The following is a 21,329-nucleotide window of genomic DNA, read 5'->3' on the forward strand; positions in this document are numbered from 1 at the left end:
GACTGGCCGGTTCACACCGTAATTCGCAACCTGAAACAGCGCGTTTCACCAAGGCGATTTTGAACCGCGTATGGTGTCGGACGGCGTTCTTCCAGGCATGCTGGCCCTGGAGACAGATTTTTTTTGGCGCCGTATTCGGCAGCGTTTTCAGTAACCTGAAGACAAAAAAACAAGCTAAATATGAATGCATTCAAAAAAATGAAACGTTTCATATTGACGTGTTCCATATCCCGTGTTTTGCTTAATCAGCCACTTCACCTCAGCAGCTCGACGTGAAAAGGCGTTACCTTTTTTGGGAGGAAAATCATGAAGTTATTGAAAATCGCTGCCGCGGCAGCGACCGGTCTCGCTTTGCTTGCTGGAACCGCCCAGGCCGACGACAAGCCGGTGGTAGGCCTCATCATGAAATCACTTGCCAACGAGTTCTTTCAGAACATGATGGCCGGTGCACAGGCTCACGAAGAAAAGCGGGGAGACTATAAACTCCTGGCCGTCGGAATGCAGAATGAGACGGACTTTGAATCGCAGATCAACGCGGTCGAAAACTTCATTACCCAGGGTGTCGATGCGATCGTGGTCGCACCTGCCGATTCCCGTGCGATGGTCCGTCCTCTGAAGAAGGCGATGGAAGCCGGTATTGTCGTTGTCAACTTCGACGTCGCCCTCGATGCAGAGGCGAAGAAGCAGCAGAACATCGAACTGGCCTTTGTCGGGCCGGATAACCGAGGCGGTGCGAAACTGGCCGGCGACGCCCTGGGCAAGAAGCTTGGCGCTGGCGGCAAGGTCGTCATCATCGAAGGAAATCCCGGAGCCGACAACGCGAACGAACGACGCCTCGGATTTGAGGATTCCGTCGCAGAATTTGAACTTGAACTGCTCGACAGCCGCACTGCTCATTGGGAAACGGAAGAAGCAAATACGGTGTTCTCCAACATGCTGACGGCGCATCCGGACATCCAGGGTGTCATGGCAGCCAACGACTCCATGGCGATCGGTGTCGTCAAGGCGCTGGAAAGCGCAGGACGCGACGACATCATCGTGGTCGGCTTCGACAACATTCCGGCAGTCAGCCCAATGATCTCCGACGGACGTATGCTCGCCACCGTCGATCAGTTCGGGACCGACATGGCTGCGAATTCCATCGACCTCGCCCTGGAAGTGGTCAAGGGCGGACCGCAGCTTGAAGGCTGGGTCAAGACGCCGATCGAGTTGGTTGTCGCCAATTGAGCGACCTCCATGCGCCCCCGCATTAATCGGACCTGAGGCGGGGGCGTCTCTCTTTCCCAGGCAAGTTGATTGGACACATCATGGCAGCCGCATCGCTTGCAATCATGCCCCAGACGACTGAAAGCCCGGCATTCCTGTCCGTACAGGGACTGAAGAAACACTTTGGCGGCGTGAAGGCGCTGGATGGCGTCAGCTTCTCGCTCCTGAAAGGCGAAGTTCATGCCCTTGTCGGCGAAAACGGGGCCGGCAAGTCCACGCTCATCAAGATCTTGTCCGGCGTTTTCCCCTACGATTCCGGCAGCATCTCGCTCGCCGGCGAGGAGTACCGGCCCGCAAATCCCCATGTCGCAAAAGAACTCGGCGTGCAGGTGGTGCACCAGGAATTCAATCTTCTCGATCACTTGAGCATCGCGGAGAACATTTCCGTGGAGCGCATGCCCACCACTCGCCTCGGCCTCCTGGACAGGCAGGAGATGAACCGGCGCGCGCGACTGGCTCTCGATGCGGTCGGGCTCACCGACGTCGATGTGAAGGCACCGGTGAGTTCGCTCGGGATCGCGCACCGGCAACTGGTCGAGATTTCGCGAGCGTTGCAGAGCAAGAGCCGGATCCTCATCCTCGACGAACCGACCGCCACGCTGACCGAACGCGAAACCAGACGTCTCTTTGACATTATTGAATCGATCAGGGCAGACGGCGTGACCATCGTTTTCGTGTCTCATCACCTGGAAGAGGTTTTTGCAATCTGCGACCGGGTGACCGTTTTCAGAAACGGGATCTCCATTGGCACAGATCGCATTTCCGAGACAACGCCCGACGGTGTCGTACGGAAAATGGTCGGCCGGCAGCTGGCCGCGACTGCAAACGAAGCTGATCCTAAAAGAACACCTGGCGAAGTTGCACTCCGCCTGGATGCGATTTGCACGCAGGCGAACCCGAAAGACAAGGGCGTTTCGTTTGATCTCAGATATGGCGAAATCGTCGGCATTGCAGGCCTTGTCGGCGCCGGTCGAACGGAAATCCTGAGAGGCATTTTCGGGGTCGATCCGCTCAGGTCGGGTCGTATTCTGCAAGCGGGAACCGAAATCCGGTTCGCCGGACCGCGGGATGCGATAGCTGCCGGCATCGGCTTTGTCACCGAGGATCGCAAAGACGAAGGCCTGATCCTGGACATGCCGATTGCCGCGAACATGTCGTTGGCCAACATGCGTGCGATTTCCAGAACCGGATTGCTGCAATTCTCAGAAGAGAACCGGCGGACGCGTGAAGGTGGCGCCCGGCTGAAACTCAAATACGGCAAAATCTCCGATGCGGTGTCCAGCCTGTCGGGCGGAAACCAGCAGAAGGTCGTTCTTGCGAAGTGGCTGGGGCGCAATCCCAAAGTGCTGTTGCTGGACGAGCCGACGCGCGGCGTCGATGTCGGTGCGAAAGCGGAGATTTACGCAATCCTGAAAGATTTGGCGCGCGATGGCGTCGCGTTGCTTGTGGTGTCGTCTGAGATGCCGGAGCTGATGACGCTTGCAGACCGGATTCTCGTTCTTGCAGAGCACGAGATCCAGGGCGAGCTGACGCGTCCAGAATTCTCGGAAGAAAACATCCTGAAGCTGGCTTATGGCCAGGTTCGGCAGGCCGGAGGACAGACGCAATGACAACGCAGGTACTTTCTGAAACCATGCCAAATGCAACGAGATTTTCCGTGCGGACCGCGCTGCAGAACGCAGGCATCGGCCTTGCCCTCCTGGCGCTCATTCTGTTCTTCTCGGTGTTTACGGAGCACTTCCTGACGCCGAACAACATCACCAACATTCTGACCCAGATCACCATCAACCTTGTGCTCGCGGTCGGGATGACCTTCGTCATCCTCATCGGCGGAATTGATCTTTCCGTCGGATCGGTGATGGCGTTCGCCGCGGTTGTCGCCGGCAAGGCAATCACGCTGCCGGGTTTCGGACCGGCAGAGGCGATTGCGCTGGCAGTTGTTGCAGCGACGCTGACTGGCGTTGCCTGCGGGATGATCAACGGCGTCATCAGCGCTTATTGGGCCCTGCCGTCCTTTATCATCACTCTCGGGATGCTCAACATCGCGCGCGGAGCGGCACTGCAGGTTTCCGAGGCCCAGACGATCTACTCGTTTCCGTATGCCTTCGAGGAATTTGGCTCTGCCATGATCTACGGCGTACCGGTGGTGTTTCTGGTTGCGCTTTTGCTGGTTCTTGTTGCCTGGTTCGTCCTGAACTTCACAGTGTTCGGTCGGCTTCTTTACGGCATCGGCAACAACGAGGAAGCGGTGCGCCTCGCCGGCCATTCAGTCTACTGGTACAAGGTCGCCGCCTTCACGATCTGCGGCTTTACCGCGGGGATCGCCGCAATCGTCTATATGGCCCGGCTGAACATCTCCAGCCCGATCGCCGGGATCGGTTTTGAACTCAACGCCATTGCCGCGGTGATTATCGGCGGAACAAGCTTGAGCGGTGGACGCGGATCCGTGATCGGCACCCTGCTTGGCGCGTTTATCATTGGCGTTCTGGCAAACGGACTGATCCTGATCGGCCTGTCCGATTTCATGCGGCAGATGATTACAGGTGTTGTCATCATCGTCGCCGTCGTTCTCGACCATTATCGTGCAAAGTACGCGTCGAAATGAAACGGACGTCACTCCTGAACCGGCATCTGAGCGAGCTGACTGCCTCGCTCGGACATATGGATGAAATCATTGTTGCCGACGCGGGCCTGCCGGTTCCAAAGGGTGTCGGGGTGATCGATCTCGCGGTCAGCGACGGCGTGCCCGGAATTCGGGATCTCCTCAAGGCGTTGCGCAGCGAACTCGTTATCGAGAGCGCCGCCTGGGCCGAAGAGGCGTCTGTTGATTTGTCGGCTGTCATGCAGGAAGAGGTCGATCTGTGGTCCAGGCAGACCGCTCGGGATATCACGACATCGCGGTTGTCCCACGCCGAGTTCAAGCGCAGGTCGGAGCACGTCCGCGCAATCATCCGCACCGGCGAATTCACGCCATATGCAAACATACTTCTGCAAAGCGGGGTGCCGTTTTGAAACCTGTAGCAAGCGTCGGCAGCATCAACATCGATCTGGTCAGCTACCTTGACCGCTGGCCCACGCCCGGTGAGACCATCGCGGTGCGGGAAACAAGATCTTCGCTCGGCGGCAAGGGCGCCAATCAGGCTGTCGCAGCCGCGCGGCTTGGTGCCGATGTGACCCTTGTCGGGGCAGTCGGCAGCGACAGCTTTGCTCTCGATGCGAGAGAACAACTCAACCGGTCCTGTGTCCAGTCGCGCCTGAGTGAGATCCCGAATGGGTCAACCGGACTCGCGTTCATTGATGTCGGACCAGACGGGAACAACCTGATCCGCCTATCGGGTGGAGCCAATCTGTCCGTTTCTGCGGCACATGTGGCGCTTCATGCAGAGGTCATCCGCAACTGCGGCGTGCTCCTGCTGCAAAACGAAATCGGATTGCCGGCCTCACTTGAGGCCGCCAGGACCGCGCGCGCTGCCGGTGGTCTCGTCATCATGGACCCGGCCCCGGCCCCGGACCCAGCCTGGAAACCGGACGTTTTTCGCGCCTTTGACATTCTGACCCCGAATGCACACGAAGCCGGAACGTTGTTGGGGAAAGTCCCGGCAACGCTTGAAGACGGTGAAAAAGCAGCGGGTTCGCTCCGGAATTTCGGGCTGCGCGGTGCGATCGTGACAATGGGAGATATAGGCGTTGCCTGGTCTTTTGATGACGACCAGGGATCACTGCCCGCACCAAAGGTAGAAAGCATCGATACCGTTGCCGCCGGAGACTGTTTCAACGGTGCGTTGGCAACAGGCCTCGCGGAAGGAGAAACCATGCGCGATGCAATCGCATTTGCCTTGCGCGCGGCGGCGATCGCAACAACGCGCAAGGGTGCATCGCTCTCGCTTCCGACCCGTGCGGAGCTCGACAACCCGCAGAACCCCGTCTTCGCCTTAAGTTAAGGCGGCGCTTGATTGGCAGGCTCAGGAATGCTTCAAGGAAAGAAGGGGTTAAGGAGTGCTGCGGGACATGCCAACGATCAAAGACGTCGCCAGGAAAGCCGGGGTGTCCGTTGGTACTGTTTCGCGTGTTTTGGCCAAGAACGAAACCGTCAAGCATCCGCTCAAGCTGAAAGTGCAGGCCGCGATGAAGGAGCTTGACTACAAGCCCAACCTTGCCGCGCGTGCGTTGCGGACCAACAGCATCGATGTCATCGGTCTCGTTGTACCGGACATCACCAACCCCTTCTTTGCGCAGCTTGTCAAGAATGTCGAAATGGAGGCGGCCAAACGAAGCCACTCCGTGATGATTGCCAACTCGCATGACGACACCGATACGGAAAAGACACAGATCGCAGCGCTTCTCGATCGCGCCGTCCGCGGGATCATCGTGGTGGCAACGGCTGACGGGCGCGGTCTCGAGACAACCGATGTGCCGATCGTTTCCCTTGACCGCCGGTTTGGGAACTTTCCCCTGATTGCCACGGATCACTATGACGGGTCTCAGAAGATTGCTGACCACCTTCATGCCCTCGGCCACCGTCGGATCGCCTATATCGCCGGTCCGCTGAGCATGGATGTCGCGCAAAGCCGGAGGGAGGGTTTCGTGAACCGCATTGAGGCCCTCTCCACACCGCGGGATCCGATTGAACTCACAGTCCTTGAAGGTCAGTTCGACTACGACGCTGGAGAAGAACTCGGCAGGAAAATCCTGACCCAAACGCCGGCAACCGAACGCCCGACGGCAATTGCCGCGGCCAGTGACCAGCAGGCCATCGGCGTCTTGCGGTGCGCACGTGATCTGAAGCTCGACGTGCCTGGAGAACTGTCCGTTGCCGGGTTCGACGACATCGCGCTGGCGTCGCTCGTTGTGCCGCGTCTGACAACGCTACGACAGCCCATAGAAGCGCTCGCGCTTTCTGCCGTCGAGCAGATCTTCGAAACAAATTCTGCATCAAAAGACAAGGCAATCGCGGGCGACATCGTGAAGCGCGAGTCAACAGCTCCGAAATAGTGTTGGCATTGGCAGCTACCGACTTTCGCGAAAGCAAGTACTGCCGCGCACAACCAAGCTGGGCGGGATGATCACCGGTTCATGCGAGCCCGGCTCCCCTTCCAGAACGGCAACCAGCTTCCGGCAGGCCAACCGGCCCCAAAGTCTGCGCGGCAAGTGAATTGTTGTCAGTCCCGGATTGAAAACCGCTGCGTAAGGCATGTCGTCGTAACCCACAACGGAAATGTCTTCAGGTACCCGGACGCCGTTGTTTGCCAGCCCGTGCAGGAAACCCGTTGCCGTTTCATCGTTGTGAATGAAAACAGCGGACGGGAGGTTGCCGTCATCGACGAGTTTCTGCGCGGTGTCGATCCCGAACTGGACGGACAATTGTCCCGAGATGATCCGATCCTCCTGGATATCGATGCCGGCGCGCTTCAACGCCTGTCGAAATCCGAAAAACCTGCGTTCAAATCCGTGAACCTGAAGTGGGCCGCAGATCTGAATGATGTCCGTATGCCCCATGCCGATCAGGTGTTCTGCGGCTAACCGCCCACCAAGCGCATCGTCCGTGCGAACGGAGGCAACATCCACATCCTTGTGCCCGGCACAAGAAACCAGTGGCGGCCCGTTGTAGCTCCCGTCTCCCTGGTTTGGCATCAGGTCCATCGGAAAATCATAGGTATTGAGGATCAGGCCGCCTGCCTGGTTCATCAGAAGCATGTTCGAATAGACGCGTTCCGTACTCGCCACTTCGGATGTGTCACCGATCAGGACGACATAGCCATGCTGCCGGGCTTCCTCCTCGATCCCCTTGAAAAACTCGGCAAAAAACGCGTTGGTTATATCCGACACCAGAACAAGGAGGGTCTTGCTGCTTCCACGTCTGAGGTCGGCGGCCGCGCGGTTTGCCCGATACCCCATGCGCTGCATGACGTCGAGCACATGTTCGCGGGTTTCGGCATTGACATCTTCCGGGCGTGTAATGGTGCGCGAAACGGTCGCCACGGAGACACCCGCTTCCCTCGCCACGTCTCGCGATGTCGGTCGTTTGGTGTTCATCTACACTTTGTTTTTGTCCATCAGGCGGCGATCGGCCGCCCCGCATCATTGAATTTATGGATGAATTCCTGCAATGGCCGCAAGTATATTGTGTCACCGACATTCTGGTCGTGTTGCCCGTTGAGACTTACTGTCAGCACGCCGGCATCGGGAACCTTCACATACAATATCGTGTCGTGGCCCAATCGCTCGACGAGGGTCACGGTCCCCTGCCAGCTGTCATCCGCCTTGCCGACGGCGAAATGTTCCGGGCGTACACCGAGCGTCGTTGCGCCGACAGTGTCTGCGAACCTGCCCTTAACGAAGTTCATTTTTGGCGACCCGATGAAGCCGGCGACGAACTCCGTTGCCGGATGGTTGTACAGCTCCATCGGGCTGCCAACCTGCTCGATGTAACCACCGTTCAGAACCACGATCCGGTCCGCCATGGTCATCGCTTCGACCTGGTCGTGGGTCACATAGATCATCGTTGTTTCCATGCGCTGGTGAAGTTCGCTGATTTCCACGCGCGTCTCGGAGCGGAGAGCCGCATCCAGGTTCGACAAGGGTTCGTCGAGAAGAAACACTTGCGGACTGCGAACGATCGCGCGGCCAATGGCAACGCGCTGACGCTGACCGCCGGAGAGCTGACCCGGCTTGCGGTCGAGATAAGGCCCCAGCTTCAGGGAATCCGCCGCTTCCTGCACCTTTTGGGCGATTTCTGCCTTGGGACGCCGCTCCAGGCTGAGCGAGAAACCCATGTTCTGTGCAACGGTCATCTGCGGATAAAGCGCGTATGACTGAAACACCATGGCAATGTTGCGCTGCCTCGGCGACAGGTCATTCGAGCGATTGCCTCCGATCAGGAGGTCACCGCCCGTAATTTTCTCAAGGCCTGCGATCATGCGCAGAAGCGTGGATTTTCCGCATCCAGAAGGCCCCACGAATACGACGAACTCGCCATCGGCAATCGCTAGATTGATGTCGTGCAGCACTTCAACCTGCCCGTAGGCCTTCGACAGGTTCTTGAGTTCCAGCCCAGCCATTGATACCTCCCTTAACCCGCAACCAGTGGTGCGCGAATGATCTTTCTCACGGTGTCCGGTGAGGCAGGCTGCAATCGCCGCTCCGGCAGGCCGTCCAAAATTGCACGAATGTCGTGAAGGATCATGTCGCCGATCGGGTGCCGGCCGCCTTCGACCGCCGCCGCCCTGTGTGGCGACCAGATGACATTGCCCGCCTGACGGAGCAAATCACGCCTGGGCAGGGGTTCCCTGGGAAAGACGTCGCTCGCCAACCGGATGCGACCCTGCTCGGCGGCCTCTACGAGTGCGTCGAAATCGACAAGATGCGCACGGCTGATGACGACAACGAGTGTTCCAGGTGGCATTTTCTCGATTAGCGCCCTTGAGACCAGCTTGTAGTTCTCCTCGGTCGGTGTCGCTGCAACGACGACGCAGCGGGACGTCGTCACCACGTCTTCCAGGTCACAAAATTCGACTGCACCGTAGTCTCCAGCCCCGGCTCGAATCCAGGGATCAAACGCTTTGATGACGGGAGAAAACGGTTCGAGCAGACGCGCGCACTCGCGCGCAATGGAACCGAAGCCGACAAACCCGATGGTCTGATCGTAAAGCGAGAAATCGGTTCCGATATTGTCGTTTAGCCACCGTTCCGACCCCTGCCGGAAACGCTCGTGTTCTTCCACGATGCCCCTTGCGCCTGCGAGCATCAGTCCAAGCGTCATTTCCGCCACCGAGTGTTGGAACCCGGGGGAACAGGAGAGCACTTCGATGCCGCGCTCGAAACACGCCTCGTAATCCAGCCCCGATTGAAACGTGCCCGAGACCTCGATCACCGCACGCAGCTTCGCGGCGGCCTCGATGTCCGCAAGATCAAGCTCCGGCCTTGCTGCTACGACGAATTCGGCATCCGGCAGATTGTCCCGGAAATCCTTGCGCGCCATCTGCCAGTTGACGCCCCCGAAAATCCGGCAGCGCGATTCCAGGGACGCATAGGCGTGCGGCCGGAACAACTCCTCGACCTGCCTGAAATGCTGATCCATCAGAAGAAGGGGTTTGGACATCTCGATACTCTGGCTCATTTGACAGCACCTGCTGTCATGCCGCGGACGAAGTGCCGCTGAAAAAACAGGAACAGGATGACAACGGGGATCGCCATGATGACAGTGCCGCTCGAAAGTCCGGTCACGTCGCGTGTCATGGTGCCCTGGAAATTGAGCAACCCCACCGACAAGGTGCGCATCTCGTCCTGCGTCAGCAGCAGGAGGCGCAGAAGCAGGTCGTTCCAGCTCCAGAGGAATTCAAGCAGGGCTGTCGTCACGACGGCGGGCATGGCAATTGGCATGATCACGCGGCGGTAGATCTGGAATTCCGTCGCACCATCGATCCGCGCAGCTTCGTGAAGAGCCTTCGGCACGCCAACGAAATAGGAGGTGAACATGAATACGAAAACGGAAACGGCGAGCGCCAGGTCGGCAACGATGACCCCGAAATGCGTGTTCAAAAGCCCGAAAGACCGTACGATCTGGAAGAGCGGAAGAACGATCGCCGTTACCGGGATCATGAGACCGACAAGGAAAAGGATCTGCAGCGCGAGTTTACCCCTGAAATCGATGAACACCATCGCATAGGCGGCCAGCGACGCAATCACGATCATGACGACCGCATCGATCACGGAGATCAGGAGCGTGTTGAAAAAGTACCGGCTGAAGCCTCCGTCCGTCCAGACGCGGATATAGTGCTCGAAGGTCACGCTCAATGGCGGATACCAGGCCGGGTTCACCAGTTCGGTCGTCGGTTTGAGCGACGTGAAGAGCGTCAGGATGAGCGGCGATGCCATCAAAACGGCAATGACGCCCAGAACAAACAGAAGGATCCAGCGGCCGTACATCTAGCGGTCCTCCCTGTTCTGAATTTGCATGTAGATGACGGTCGCCGCGCTTACGATCACGAGAAGTGAGACACCGATTGCCGAGCCGTACCCGTACTGGTTTTCAAGTGCGCCGCGCTTGTACATGTAGGTCGACAGGATTTCACTGAAGCGGATGGGGCCGCCTTTCGTCGTTGCCCAGACGAGATCAAACACCTTGAATGACTGTGTCAGCGTCAGGATAAAGACGACGGCGGTCACCGGGCGAAGAGCAGGGAGCGTCACATAGCGGAATGCCTGCACCGGCGTTGCACCGTCGACTTTCGCAGCTTCGTAGAGGTCTTCGTCAACGGCCTGCAGACCGGCAAGGAAGATAATCACGCTGAGACCGATCGTCGACCAGCTGTGCGCCAGCGCCAGGGCGTAGAGAACAACGTCGGGACTGCCGAGCCACGGCGTGGCAAGGCCGCCGAGTCCGATCGTTTCGAGCATCTGGTTGATCACGCCCGAAGGCTGATACATCCATCGCCAGATCGTCGCGACGGCCATCGGCGAAATGACCACTGGAAGGACGATGCATGTCTGGATCAGCAGGCGCGCTTTCCAGACCCTTGCCAGCATGGCGGCAATGACGAGACCCAGGCCAACATTGATGACGATGATGACACCGGACCAGACAAAGGTATTGCGGAATGCTTCCCAGAAAATCTTGTCCGTGAACAGCCGCGTGTAGTTGGCAAGGCCGACATATTCACGCTCGGGGCTAATACCGTCCCAACTGGTGAAGGAGTACTCGATGACCGAAAGGGTCGGATAGATGGCGAAGACGATGTAAATCGTCAGCGCTGGCAGAAGAAACAGGACAGGGTTCAGCCTGTGAGCCCATTTCGAGTCCGGGTCGAGAAACATCAAGCCGCTCCCGAGTGTCAGGTGGTAGGCTTTTCCGCATTCGATGATGCGGAAACCGGGTGCAGTCCGGCTGTCCCCACGCATGCACTCAGCGCAGGAACAGCGTTGCTGCATATCTGAACAGAACTAGCGTGCGGTAATCCCGCCGGGGAGCATGATTTCACCCGCCTCTTTGGACGAAGCCCAGGCATTCTGCATTTCGGACGTGAACTCCTCGGGCGTCATGACATCCAACAGCAACGCCTGAAGTCCGTCATATGAGACCGTCGTCAGGCTACCGGGCGTGATCGTATCGAGAAACGCCGGGACGGTTCCGTTTGCCGCATGATCATCCGACGTTTTCCAGATATCGACAGCCAGGGGTGACATCTCCGCCTGTGCCAGGGCATCGTCCAGGGGACCGACAGGAACCGTACCGGCATTCAGGAGAGCAACACGCCCCTCAGTCTCCAGAAACATGCTGTTCAGGAAACGGACGGCAACATCGGCACCTTCCGAACCGTTGCGGATGTACCAGCCGCTGCCAATGGAATTGGTCGGGTGGATTTTCTGTCCTTCTTCGAATGGCGGGACTGCAAAGACGCTGAAATCGCCGATCCTGTCTCCCGCAGCCTCGATACCGCCGCCAATCACCCACGGCCCGGTGAACGTCATTGGCACCTCACCGGCCCAGAACCGGTCCATCAGTTCCCCATAGCCGATGGCCACGGGCGTTGGTCCGAACCAGCCTTTCTTGCCCATGTCCTGAAGCTTCGCCGACGCAGCCACGAACGGTGCATCGGTCCATTCGCCGTCACCGAACAGGACGTCTTCGATGCCGTCGGGGCCCGCATATCTGCCGAACATCATTGATTGCCAGTGGGAGATGGGCCATTTGTCGGCGGCACCAAGGCCGATCGGCGTGTCGTATCCGGCCTCCTGGAGTTTTGAGACTGCCGTCTCCATTTCTGCCCAGGTCGTCGGCACCTCAATCCCGTGCTCGGCAAAGATCGCCTTGTTGTAGAACATGCCGGTGGTCTCGACTTCGTTGCCGAAAGCCCAGAGCTTTCCGTCGCTCGACGTCTGGATGACAATCCCTTCCGGGATCGTGTTCGCCCAGTTGTGCTCGAAGTATGAATCCGTCAGATCGGCAACCAGACCACCTGCGATAAGCGCGGCCGGCTGTCCCGGACCGGTGCCGAACGTGAAAAGATCAGGCCCCTCACCGGCCGACAAGGCAGGAACGAGTGCAGGATTAAACAGATCAGAGGAATTCTTGACAACTGTGATCTTGGCATCCGGATTGTCGGAATTGAACGCTTCGGCAAGCTCGTCATAAATCGTGGTTTGCCCGGGCTCTCCTGCAACCCAGACGACGATCTCCGTTTGCGCAAACAACGTGCCAGGCAACGTGGCCAAAGCGCCGAATACGGCAATTGCGGCGAGATTCTTCATCTTAGTTCTCCTCCCAAAGAAACATGACTTTCGGGAACTGTATACGATTACATAGCTTATGTAAACGTATACATAAGCTGTTTCATGGTACAAATCGCATGTTTTGAGAAAACGAAGACCCAAGCCCACACTTCCGTACCGGTGGGCAGGCGCGCGTCGAACCGTCTCCGGCAAGTGAGACTTTCGTGCATCAGGATGCATCGCATTCTGACGATTAACGACTCGACATGTTTCTGGCGTTTGCCGGCATTGCAGAAACGGTTGCTGGTTGAGTTGCGGTCACATGACGCTCGCTCAATTTTCGCGCTGAACACGGTCGCTCGATAACGTCCAACGCTTTGGCAGCAGTCTCCGGGCTGGCGTGTCGCTCGACAGGGAACAGATATCGGCGGCGACTTGCGCCTTTTGGAACCCTCGGCTGTGGCTCCGGGAGCGATGAACGTAGACTTGATTATCAACGACTATCTGACCGTTACGCCTCGCATGGACGGATTTGCAGCGTTTCTGAACGGTGCCGAGACGGGAACCTGCAGTGGTCAGGAATGGTCAGTCGGCGCGGAACAGGATGTGTTTCAGACAGGATGCTCTGTCATGGGAGTGGCCGCCAACTCGCCTGTCACGGACTACGAAGTGCTTCACGTTTCGGCAGGCCATCTCTACTTTGGAGCGCGCCCGATTGACGGTCAGGCGCTGGCTTAGCCTGATGATCGGCCAACCGCCTTGCAGATGCCGCTTCGACGCGCAAAGGGCGGTTTGACGCAAAAGGTCGGTGCGGATGATCTCCGTGTCCCGAAACATGTCGAGATTGTCTTGTTCGAGCAGGCCGAGGGCGCTGATCCGGACGAAGTCCGTGCCTTCTTCGAAGCCATCAAGCAGAAGATGAACCAGAACGACACGCTCTTGTACCGAACGGTCGGTCAAGGGGAGGACGGCGCGTGGCTTTGCGTCAACTACTGGACCAACCGCCGCGACATGAAAGCGTTGAACGCACAAGCACAGAGCTGGAAAGACGAATTCGCTGTGATGGGAATGCTGGTCAAGCCCGGCGGCTTCCGGCTGACCGGTTACGACACCGGTCTCTAGGTGTGGAAACCAGGAAGGTTGTTCACCGATTGATGTTTGGACGATTGATCTTGTTTTGGTGGGTGAGTGGGGGCTCGAACCCCAGACCCGCTGATTAAGAGTCAGCTGCTCTACCAACTGAGCTACACACCCATCAAGGCCGGCCGCGAAAAATGCGGCGCGTGCGAAGAGCGCCGTATATAGGACGCGGCAGCTGCTTGCAACAGTCAGTTTGCCATTTTTCGCACGTTCATGCCATGACGTTTTTGCCGTCGGGCCGAAGGCATTGATCCGGCGGCTGAAATGCAAAGGCGGCCCTGCATCCCGGGCAACATTCAAAAACATTGCGCATCTTTCACGCAATAATCGAAATTTAGGGTTGACCGGTTCGACCCGCCTCACTAGTGTGCGCCGCGTCAAGGCCGGATGGTCTGGCGCAACGTCTCCAGGCAGGACCGGAAAGGCTTGCTTTTGAAGCCGTAACCAGTAAAGGTCTTCACGACCTGCAGTATCGAAGGACCGGGACGACAAGATGATGTCGCTCATTCTAGTAGTGGTAGGAAAGCGCGCCTCCAGGGCGGGATAAGACCCGCTTGGACAGGATGGCGCGCGACCAAGGCTCCCCAAGGGGCCTTTTTTTGTACCCGTCTCCTGATAGCGCTGCCCTCCACCCGTATCTTCGATGCCGCAGGGCGGACAAAAGACAGAACACAATAACGAGCCATGGCCCAAATTCGGGCCGCGATATGCAAGGACGAGAAAATGACACGGGAAATGACCGGCGCCGAAATGGTCATACAGGCGCTGAAAGACCAGGGAGTTGATACGATCTTCGGCTACCCGGGTGGTGCAGTGCTTCCCATTTATGACGAGATCATTCAGCAGGAAGGCCTGGAGCATATTCTCGTGCGCCACGAACAGGGTGCCGGACACGCGGCCGAGGGCTATGCGCGCTCCACAGGCAAGCCGGGTGTCGCCCTCGTCACCTCCGGCCCGGGAGCCACCAACATGGTCACCGCGCTGACGGATGCCATGCTCGATTCCATTCCGCTCGTCTGCATATCCGGCCAGGTACCGACCCACCTGATCGGCAACGATGCGTTCCAGGAATGCGACACCGTCGGCATCACCCGCCCCTGTACCAAGCACAACTGGCTGGTGCGCGATGTCGAGGACCTGCCCCGCGTCCTGCATGAGGCTTTCTATGTCGCAACGTCCGGCCGTCCGGGTCCGGTCGTGGTCGACATTCCCAAGGACGTGCAGTTCGCGACCGGCACCTACCAGGGCCCGACACCGAACCCGGCAGCCGCCCACAAGAGCTACCGGCCCCAGGTCAAGGGTGACGCGGCATCGATCCGCCAGGCCGCAGAGTTGATGGCGGCCGCCAAGAAGCCTGTCCTTTATACCGGCGGAGGCGTGATCAACTCCGGGCCGCACGCGTGCCAGCTGCTGCGCGAACTGGTCTCGCTGACCGGCTTTCCCATCACCTCCACGCTGATGGGTCTGGGTGCTTATCCGGCCTCCGGCGAAAACTGGCTCGGCATGCTGGGCATGCACGGCACGTTCGAGGCCAACATGGCCATGCATGACTGCGATCTCATGATCAATATCGGTGCCCGCTTTGACGACCGCATCACCGGCCGCACCGATGCGTTTTCCCCGAACTCGCGCAAGATCCACATCGATATCGACCCGTCCTCGATCAACAAGACCATCAATGTCGACCTGCCGATCATCGGCGATGTCGGCCATGTGCTGGAAGACCTGGTGCGCATTTGGCGCTCCTCCTCGCTCAAAGCCGACGCAGCCGGCATGAAGGCCTGGTGGCAGCAGATCGACGCATGGCGTGCGCGCAATTCGCTGGCCTACAAGCCGAACCAGGACGTCATCATGCCGCAATATGCGATCCAGCGGCTTTACGAACTGACCAAGCACCGCAAGACCTTCGTTTCAACCGAAGTCGGCCAGCACCAGATGTGGGCGGCCCAGTTCTACGGCTTCGAGGAGCCCAACCGCTGGCTGACCTCCGGCGGCCTTGGCACGATGGGCTACGGTCTGCCCGCCGCCATCGGGGCGCAGGTCGCCCACCGCGATGCGCTCTGCATCGACATTGCCGGCGACGCTTCCATCCTGATGAACATCCAGGAAATGTCGACCGCGGTGCAGTTCGGTCTGCCCGTGAAGGTGTTCATCCTCAACAACCAGTACATGGGCATGGTCCGCCAGTGGCAGCAATTGCTGCATGGCAACCGCCTGTCCCATTCCTACACCGACAGCCTGCCTGACTTCGTCAAGCTGGCGGATGCCTATGGCGGCGTCGGTATCCGGGTGGAGAAGCCGGGCGATCTGGACGGCGCGATTGAGGAAATGATTTCCGTCGACAGACCGGTCCTGTTCGATTGCCGCGTGGCCAATCTCGCCAACTGTTTCCCGATGATCCCCTCGGGCAAGGCCCACAACGAAATGCTGCTGCCGGACGAAGCCAATGACGAGGCTGTCGCCAACGCGATCAGCGCCGAAGGCAAATCGCTCGTCTAACGTCAGGCAAGAAGGACATATTGAAATGAACGCTCAGAATGTGGATGCGCCTTCCGCCTATTTCCTGGCCGAAGTCAGCAACGAAATCGAGACCCACACCCTATCGCTACTCGTCGACAACGAACCGGGTGTGCTTGCGCGCGTGATCGGGCTGTTTTCCGGCCGCGGCTACAACATCGACAGCCTGACGGTGTCGGAAACCGAACATGAACGGCACCTGTCGCGGATTACGATCGTGACCACGGGCACACCGATGATCATCGAGCAGATCCGCCATCAGCTCGACCGGCTGGTGCCGGTCCATCGCGTGACCGACCTGACCGTGCGCGCGCGCCGGGCGCATCAGGACAAACCGCTCGAGCGGGAGCTTGCCCTCATCAAGGTGGCCGGCGACGGCGACAAGCGCCTGGAGGCGCTGCGCCTGGGCGACGCCTTCCGTGCGACCGTGATTGACGCCACGACGGAGCACTTCGTCTTTGAAATCACCGGACGGACATCGAAGATCGAACAGTTCATCGCAATCATGAAACCGCTCGGCCTCGTCGAGGTTTCCCGCACCGGTGTCGCCGCCGTCCAGCGCGGACCGGAAGGGCTCTAGGTTCGCCATCGTGAAAATTCCCCGGACCCGCCGCGACCAACCGGCGGGTCTTTTTTTGCGAACTCGAGAAATGCATCGGCCCCGTCCTTCGAGCCGCGCTTTCGTGCTCCTCAGGACGAGGTTGGTGGATTGAAAACGGACTTGCCGCCGCAGTTGTTCCCTCTCCCGCTCAGAGAGCGGTAAAATTCGGCAAGCTGGGGCTGCGTAAACAGAGTTACTTCGAGACTCGCGTTCGCGCTTCCTTAAGCTGAGGTCTTCAGTTCATGTCATCATCCAAGTCAATAAGTACGTCCTGCCTGCTTTGCTTTTTGAGTTGGGTATGCATGGTCGCACGTGGGGCGCCGTCCCGGTCTTGATCCGGGACCCCGCACCAGCACGCAACAGCCGTTGCACACCACCCCTTTACCTTCACCAACCGGTTCCCTACATCCAGCAAGCTTTTTGATTATTCCGGATCGCGCCATGCCCTTTGATCTTGCCACCTACCTGGACCGCATCGGACTTGAGAAATGCCCGGCAGATCTCAGCGGGCTTAAGAAACTGCAGACAGCCCAGATCAGCTCCATTCCGTTTGAAAACGTCCTGCCCTTTTCAGGAAAGGTGCCGGATCTCGATCCCGACGTCCTGTGGCAGAAGCTGGTGCGGGCAAAATGCGGCGGCTATTGCTTTGAGGTAAACTCCCTGCTTGGGCAGGCGCTGAACGCCCTTGGTTTTCCAAATCGTCAGGTGCTCGCGCGTGTGCGCATGGGTGAACCCAGGGGCGGCGCCAGAACGCACCTGGCCTTCGTGGTACCGCTTGATGGAGACGAGTGGCTCGTTGATGCCGGTTTTGGCGGCCAGGCTCCGGCCGCCCCCGTGAAGATCGTGCCGCATGAAGAGCAGCCGATCAGGGACCAGATCTATCGCATCCGCTTCGAAGACCACTCCGGGGAACACGTCCTGGAGAGAAAGACGGAGACAGGCTGGTTTCCGCTCTATGGTTTCGACCGTGTCGACGTGCGCCGCGAGGATATCGAGGCCGCCAACTTTGTGTGCGCGCTGTCACCGATGCAGTCCTTTGCCGGCAGCCTGAAATTCTACCGGCTTACGCAGACGGGTTTCTTCAGCTTTCTGAACGGCCGCGCCCGTTGCGTCGACGGCGGCGAAAGCCGCGAGTGGCAGATCCGGGAAGAAGCCGAGTTGAGGGACTTCATGAAGACCGATCTCGGGCTCGGTTACGACGATCCGGCCATTCAGGCGATCGCGGACCGGCTGAGGTCGCTTTTCTGAGCATCCGGTCTGCTCGCTCCGCCCTCACACGCGGCTTTCTATGTTGATCGTCAGGGTTTTCCGCAAGGGTGAGTCTTTCGGCCCGCTCATCGGCGCAACATGGTGCCAGGAGTTGTATGTCTTGACGAACAGGACGCATTGATTGGGTTCGAACGGAAACGTTTTCAGCGTGTCCACCTGATCGAAACGCAAGGCCTTGTTCATATGATTGAAGACACGGGTCCTGTCGCTCGGCAGACAGACCGAGGTCCCTCCGCCCCAGCCCATGTCCCACTCGCCGGGTTCCATCATCGAAATCACCAACGTGATGAGCTTGTCCGGCGCATCGGTATGCGGAACGATCTGGCCACCGTCTGCGGGCATCATCGAGAATTCGAACCGGGCATTCAACTCTGTTTGCCGCCGGATACGGCTCAGAAGACTGGCTTTTCGTTTGCTTTTTCCGCGCAGGACACGAATGCGTCTCAAGCCGAGATCGATGTTGTTGGCAGCAAGCATCGCGAGAATGTTGCCGACAAATCCCGGAGATTTCACGTGCTGATAAAAGTCTTTCCAGACCGGACTGTTGTCCAGGAAATCCTGGTAGTTGACCGGGTTGTTGACCTCGGAAAGCGAGTATTTGTGCCCAAGGTTCGGCTTGTATTCGAAAAGCTCCCGATCGGGATAGGTTTCCACGAGCCGCTCATAGGTCTGCGCGTCGAGAATGTCTGTCGAATAACAGATCGGATAGGGTTCGTAGTCGAAAACAGCGTGATCAAAACGTAGCATACGGACATGCACCTTTCATGCCTGCCGAAGAATGAGACACTCCTACAATGCAGCCGGATTTGTTGCAACTTTAGCGTTGCACTGCCCACACAAAACCGAAACAGGCACCCTTTTGAACTGGCGGGTGTACCCCCGTCATACGTCCTTGATCACATCGGCAATGCGGGAACAATTCTTGGCGCCGACGGCCTAGACGCGACACGGATCAGCGCGTATACGACACCGGCGCTACCCGCCTCGCGGGCGCTGAAAGCATCCCGATTTCAGAAGAAGGCTTCAAGCCCATGATCCACGGTCTGTCCCGGCCGAAAAACCAAATCCGCTGGCTTTTGCTGGAGGGGATTTCGCCAACTGCCCGCGCCGTTCTTGAAAAGGCAGGCTACGTTAACGTGGAAGTGCTGCCCGGCGCACTGGAAAAGGACGCTCTGATCGAAAAGCTGCAGGACGTGCAGATCCTTGGCATCCGTTCACGCACCCAGGTCACGGAGGAGGTTCTGGAAGCTGCCAAGAGCCTTGTCGCGGTCGGCTGTTTTTCCGTCGGCACCAACCAGGTCGATCTCGCCGGCACCCTGAACCGGGGCATTCCGGTGTTCAACGCCCCCTTCTCCAACACGCGCTCGGTTGCGGAGCTGACGATTGCCGAAATCGTCATGCTGCTGCGCGGTGTCTTCACAAAGTCGGCGGCCGCCCACGAGGGGCGCTGGCTGAAAAGTGCTGCCGGGTCTCACGAGATCCGCGGCAAGACCCTTGGCATTGTCGGCTACGGCAACATCGGCACACAGCTTTCCAACCTGGCCGAGGCCATGGGCATGCGCGTCATCTATTACGACATGGTCGACAAGCTGCAGCACGGCAACGTCGCACCGGCGGAAAGCCTGGATGCCTTGCTGGGCCAGGCTGATGTCGTGTCGCTGCACGTTCCCGATACGCCGGAAACACGCAACATGTTCCGCGCCGAAGAAATCGCCAAGATGAAAAAGGGCGCGTTTCTGATCAACAACGCACGCGGAAAGGTCATCGATATCGAGGCGTTGGCACAGGCGCTCAGGTCGGGTCATCTGGCAGGTGCGGCGATCGACGTCTTCCCGGTAGAACCGAAATCAAACAAGGACGAGTTCACCTCGCCCCTGCGTGGCATCGACAACGTCATCCTGACACCCCATGTCGGAGGTTCCACGGAAGAAGCCCAGGCCCGGATCGGCGAAGAGGTCTCCAAGCGGCTGGTCGAATATTCCGATGTCGGCTCGACCATCGGTGCCGTTGAGTTCCCGCAGGTTCAGCTTCCCAAGGGCACCGACGCGACCCGCTTCATTCAGGTGCACCATAATGCACCGGGCGCGATGCGCACCCTCAACGACCTGTTCACACGGCACAACCTGAACATCCACGCCCAGTTCATGCAGTCGCATCTCGACATCGGTTATGTGGTTCTCGATGTCGACAGCCCCGTCGAGGACCCGGTCCGCATCCTGGAGGAAATCCGCGCCCTGCCGAACACCATCCGCGCAAGGCTGCTCAACCGGGTTTGAGCCCGGACCGTCGCGACAATGGCCCCGGTCGACACCGGGGCTGAACGGTCAAGCTTACCGATGTTTCATTTGCATCGGCATTTCGCTCTCCCATCTGAGGGATGGGGGACGGCCTCCACTTACTCTCAAACAACAAGTCGGGACGGCCCGCAGTGGAGAATAGCCATGGCATGGATATTCCTGTTTGCCGCCGGTCTTCTTGAAATCGTCTGGGCCTTTGCGATGAAGGAATCGCATGGTTTCACAAGGTTTGTCCCGACCCTGGTCATGCTGGCCGCGATGGTGGCCTCCTTCGGACTGTTGTCGCTGTCCATGCGCACCCTACCTCTTGGGACCAGCTACATGATCTGGACCGGGATCGGCGCGGTTGGTGCCTTTGTCGTCGGGTACTGGTTCCTGGGAGAAACGGTGAGCGTGCAGCGCGCTGTCGCCGCGCTGCTGATCGTCGCAGGCATCGTCACGATGAAACTGGCCTGAACTGCAGCCGGCGCCCTTGCCGGCAGCAGATCCGTTCAGGTGCCGGTCAGGCGTTCAATCCGGCGGAACAGGCGCGAAACTCCTGCACCGCCGGAGCGGCACCGGCCAGTGGGACGGCAACCGACCGGTCTCCCAGAAGCGCTGTTGCCGTGTGGTTGAACTCAAGCCCGTTAAGCACATTACCGAAGCCTCTGTCCGTTACGGTCAGGGTCGCGCCGCCTCCGGACAGCACATGCCGGTCGGTCGTGATGGTCAGCCCGCGCGGCCCGTCGAAGCGCATGGCGAAAAGCGGTCCCTGCTGCCAGGCGCCTTTCGGCGTGATCGAAATGGCGTATTCCGGGATCGCCGGGTCAAAGGTGACACGGACGGACGCCGTGTCGCCGTCGTGGATCAACTCGCAGATCCGGCCCAGCTTGGCCTCCCACGCGAACGCGGACGAGGTGGACAGCAACAAGAAGACGAATATTCGCAGCATATGAGTGGTCATTCTATTTGACCTAGCGTTGCGCCACGAAATGTCCAGAAAGCATCTTTGCGCATTCCGAGTCACCTGTTGCCGAACCTGGCCACCACCA

At 58.8% G+C, this 21,329-nt stretch carries 21 protein-coding genes and 1 tRNA gene; 13 read left to right on the forward strand and 9 right to left on the reverse strand.

Annotated features, from left to right (window positions below):
• Window positions 1-306 precede the first annotated feature (306 nt).
• The 6 genes from RBB49_RS11165 (at window position 307) to RBB49_RS11190 (ending at window position 6,258) form a co-directional block, all read left to right on the forward strand.
• Window positions 307-1,227, forward strand: coding sequence for a sugar ABC transporter substrate-binding protein (locus tag RBB49_RS11165; RefSeq protein WP_306142862.1), 921 nt, complete (start codon window positions 307-309; stop codon window positions 1,225-1,227).
• 80 nt (window positions 1,228-1,307) lie between these two features.
• Window positions 1,308-2,876 (forward strand): sugar ABC transporter ATP-binding protein, encoded by a 1,569-nt coding sequence (locus RBB49_RS11170; protein WP_306142863.1) that lies wholly within the window; start codon window positions 1,308-1,310, stop codon window positions 2,874-2,876.
• On the forward strand, window positions 2,873-3,871 hold the full coding sequence (locus RBB49_RS11175; RefSeq protein WP_306142864.1) for an ABC transporter permease: 999 nt from the start codon (window positions 2,873-2,875) through the stop codon (window positions 3,869-3,871). Before RBB49_RS11170 ends, RBB49_RS11175 begins: the two co-directional genes overlap by 4 nt.
• Window positions 3,868-4,278, forward strand: a complete 411-nt coding sequence (gene rbsD / locus RBB49_RS11180) for a D-ribose pyranase (protein ID WP_306142865.1) — start codon at window positions 3,868-3,870, stop codon at window positions 4,276-4,278. Before RBB49_RS11175 ends, rbsD begins: the two co-directional genes overlap by 4 nt.
• Complete coding sequence (locus RBB49_RS11185) at window positions 4,275-5,207, forward strand: ribokinase (RefSeq protein WP_306142866.1); 933 nt, start codon at window positions 4,275-4,277, stop codon at window positions 5,205-5,207. The genes rbsD and RBB49_RS11185 overlap by 4 nt, the downstream gene beginning before the upstream one ends.
• Before the next feature lie 67 nt (window positions 5,208-5,274).
• Window positions 5,275-6,258 carry a LacI family DNA-binding transcriptional regulator gene (locus RBB49_RS11190; protein WP_306142867.1) on the forward strand — a complete coding sequence of 328 codons (984 nt, stop codon included), beginning with the start codon at window positions 5,275-5,277 and terminating at the stop codon, window positions 6,256-6,258.
• A 15-nt stretch (window positions 6,259-6,273) separates the two neighbouring features.
• On the opposite strand, the gene RBB49_RS11195 is transcribed toward RBB49_RS11190, so the two are convergent.
• The 6 genes from RBB49_RS11195 to RBB49_RS11220 form a co-directional block, all read right to left on the reverse strand.
• Window positions 6,274-7,299, reverse strand: coding sequence for a LacI family DNA-binding transcriptional regulator (locus RBB49_RS11195; RefSeq protein WP_306142868.1), 1,026 nt, complete (start codon window positions 7,297-7,299; stop codon window positions 6,274-6,276).
• 20 nt (window positions 7,300-7,319) lie between these two features.
• Entirely contained in the window at window positions 7,320-8,324 is a 1,005-nt protein-coding gene (locus RBB49_RS11200) for an ABC transporter ATP-binding protein (RefSeq protein ID WP_306142869.1), read from the reverse strand.
• Window positions 8,325-8,335: 11 nt separating this feature from the next.
• Complete coding sequence (locus RBB49_RS11205) at window positions 8,336-9,382, reverse strand: NAD(P)-dependent oxidoreductase (RefSeq protein ID WP_306142871.1); 1,047 nt, start codon at window positions 9,380-9,382, stop codon at window positions 8,336-8,338.
• Window positions 9,379-10,191, reverse strand: coding sequence for a carbohydrate ABC transporter permease (locus RBB49_RS11210; RefSeq protein WP_306142872.1), 813 nt, complete (start codon window positions 10,189-10,191; stop codon window positions 9,379-9,381). Before RBB49_RS11210 ends, RBB49_RS11205 begins: the two co-directional genes overlap by 4 nt.
• Window positions 10,192-11,079: a carbohydrate ABC transporter permease gene (locus RBB49_RS11215; RefSeq protein ID WP_306142873.1), complete on the reverse strand. Its 888-nt coding sequence runs from the start codon at window positions 11,077-11,079 to the stop codon at window positions 10,192-10,194. It abuts the gene before it with no gap.
• Window positions 11,080-11,205: 126 nt separating this feature from the next.
• Window positions 11,206-12,513 (reverse strand): ABC transporter substrate-binding protein, encoded by a 1,308-nt coding sequence (locus RBB49_RS11220; RefSeq protein WP_306142874.1) that lies wholly within the window; start codon window positions 12,511-12,513, stop codon window positions 11,206-11,208.
• Window positions 12,514-12,948: 435 nt separating this feature from the next.
• On the opposite strand from RBB49_RS11220, the gene RBB49_RS11225 reads away from it, so the two are divergent.
• Window positions 12,949-13,212, forward strand: a complete 264-nt coding sequence (locus RBB49_RS11225; protein WP_306142875.1) for a hypothetical protein — start codon at window positions 12,949-12,951, stop codon at window positions 13,210-13,212.
• Window positions 13,213-13,266: 54 nt separating this feature from the next.
• Window positions 13,267-13,596, forward strand: a complete 330-nt coding sequence (locus RBB49_RS11230) for a hypothetical protein (protein WP_306142876.1) — start codon at window positions 13,267-13,269, stop codon at window positions 13,594-13,596.
• A gap of 56 nt (window positions 13,597-13,652) precedes the next feature.
• On the opposite strand, the gene RBB49_RS11235 is transcribed toward RBB49_RS11230, so the two are convergent.
• Window positions 13,653-13,728: transfer RNA gene (locus RBB49_RS11235), tRNA-Lys, on the reverse strand.
• 609 nt (window positions 13,729-14,337) lie between these two features.
• Here RBB49_RS11235 and RBB49_RS11240 point away from each other — a divergent pair.
• The 3 genes from RBB49_RS11240 (at window position 14,338) to RBB49_RS11250 (ending at window position 17,980) form a co-directional block, all read left to right on the forward strand.
• Window positions 14,338-16,113 (forward strand): acetolactate synthase 3 large subunit, encoded by a 1,776-nt coding sequence (locus tag RBB49_RS11240; protein ID WP_306142877.1) that lies wholly within the window; start codon window positions 14,338-14,340, stop codon window positions 16,111-16,113.
• Between the two features lie 25 nt (window positions 16,114-16,138).
• The gene (gene ilvN, locus RBB49_RS11245; RefSeq protein ID WP_306142878.1) at window positions 16,139-16,711 is read left to right on the forward strand and encodes an acetolactate synthase small subunit; all 573 of its coding nucleotides are present in this window, start codon (window positions 16,139-16,141) and stop codon (window positions 16,709-16,711) included.
• 462 nt (window positions 16,712-17,173) lie between these two features.
• Entirely contained in the window at window positions 17,174-17,980 is an 807-nt protein-coding gene (locus RBB49_RS11250; protein WP_306142879.1) for an arylamine N-acetyltransferase, read from the forward strand.
• A 24-nt stretch (window positions 17,981-18,004) separates the two neighbouring features.
• On the opposite strand, the gene RBB49_RS11255 is transcribed toward RBB49_RS11250, so the two are convergent.
• The gene (locus RBB49_RS11255) at window positions 18,005-18,748 is read right to left on the reverse strand and encodes a hypothetical protein (RefSeq protein WP_306142880.1); all 744 of its coding nucleotides are present in this window, start codon (window positions 18,746-18,748) and stop codon (window positions 18,005-18,007) included.
• 284 nt (window positions 18,749-19,032) lie between these two features.
• Between RBB49_RS11255 and serA the strand changes: the two genes are divergently transcribed.
• A complete protein-coding gene (gene serA, locus RBB49_RS11260) occupies window positions 19,033-20,277 on the forward strand; it encodes a phosphoglycerate dehydrogenase (protein ID WP_306142881.1) in 1,245 nt (414 codons plus the stop codon).
• Between the two features lie 165 nt (window positions 20,278-20,442).
• Window positions 20,443-20,754: a multidrug efflux SMR transporter gene (locus RBB49_RS11265; RefSeq protein ID WP_306142882.1), complete on the forward strand. Its 312-nt coding sequence runs from the start codon at window positions 20,443-20,445 to the stop codon at window positions 20,752-20,754.
• 46 nt (window positions 20,755-20,800) lie between these two features.
• On the opposite strand, the gene RBB49_RS11270 is transcribed toward RBB49_RS11265, so the two are convergent.
• Window positions 20,801-21,241, reverse strand: a complete 441-nt coding sequence (locus tag RBB49_RS11270) for a hypothetical protein (RefSeq protein ID WP_306142883.1) — start codon at window positions 21,239-21,241, stop codon at window positions 20,801-20,803.
• Window positions 21,242-21,329: the final 88 nt, after the last annotated feature.

Origin of the sequence: Roseibium sp. MMSF_3412 (assembly GCF_030733265.1) — a bacterium.
GTDB lineage: Bacteria > Pseudomonadota > Alphaproteobacteria > Rhizobiales > Stappiaceae > Roseibium.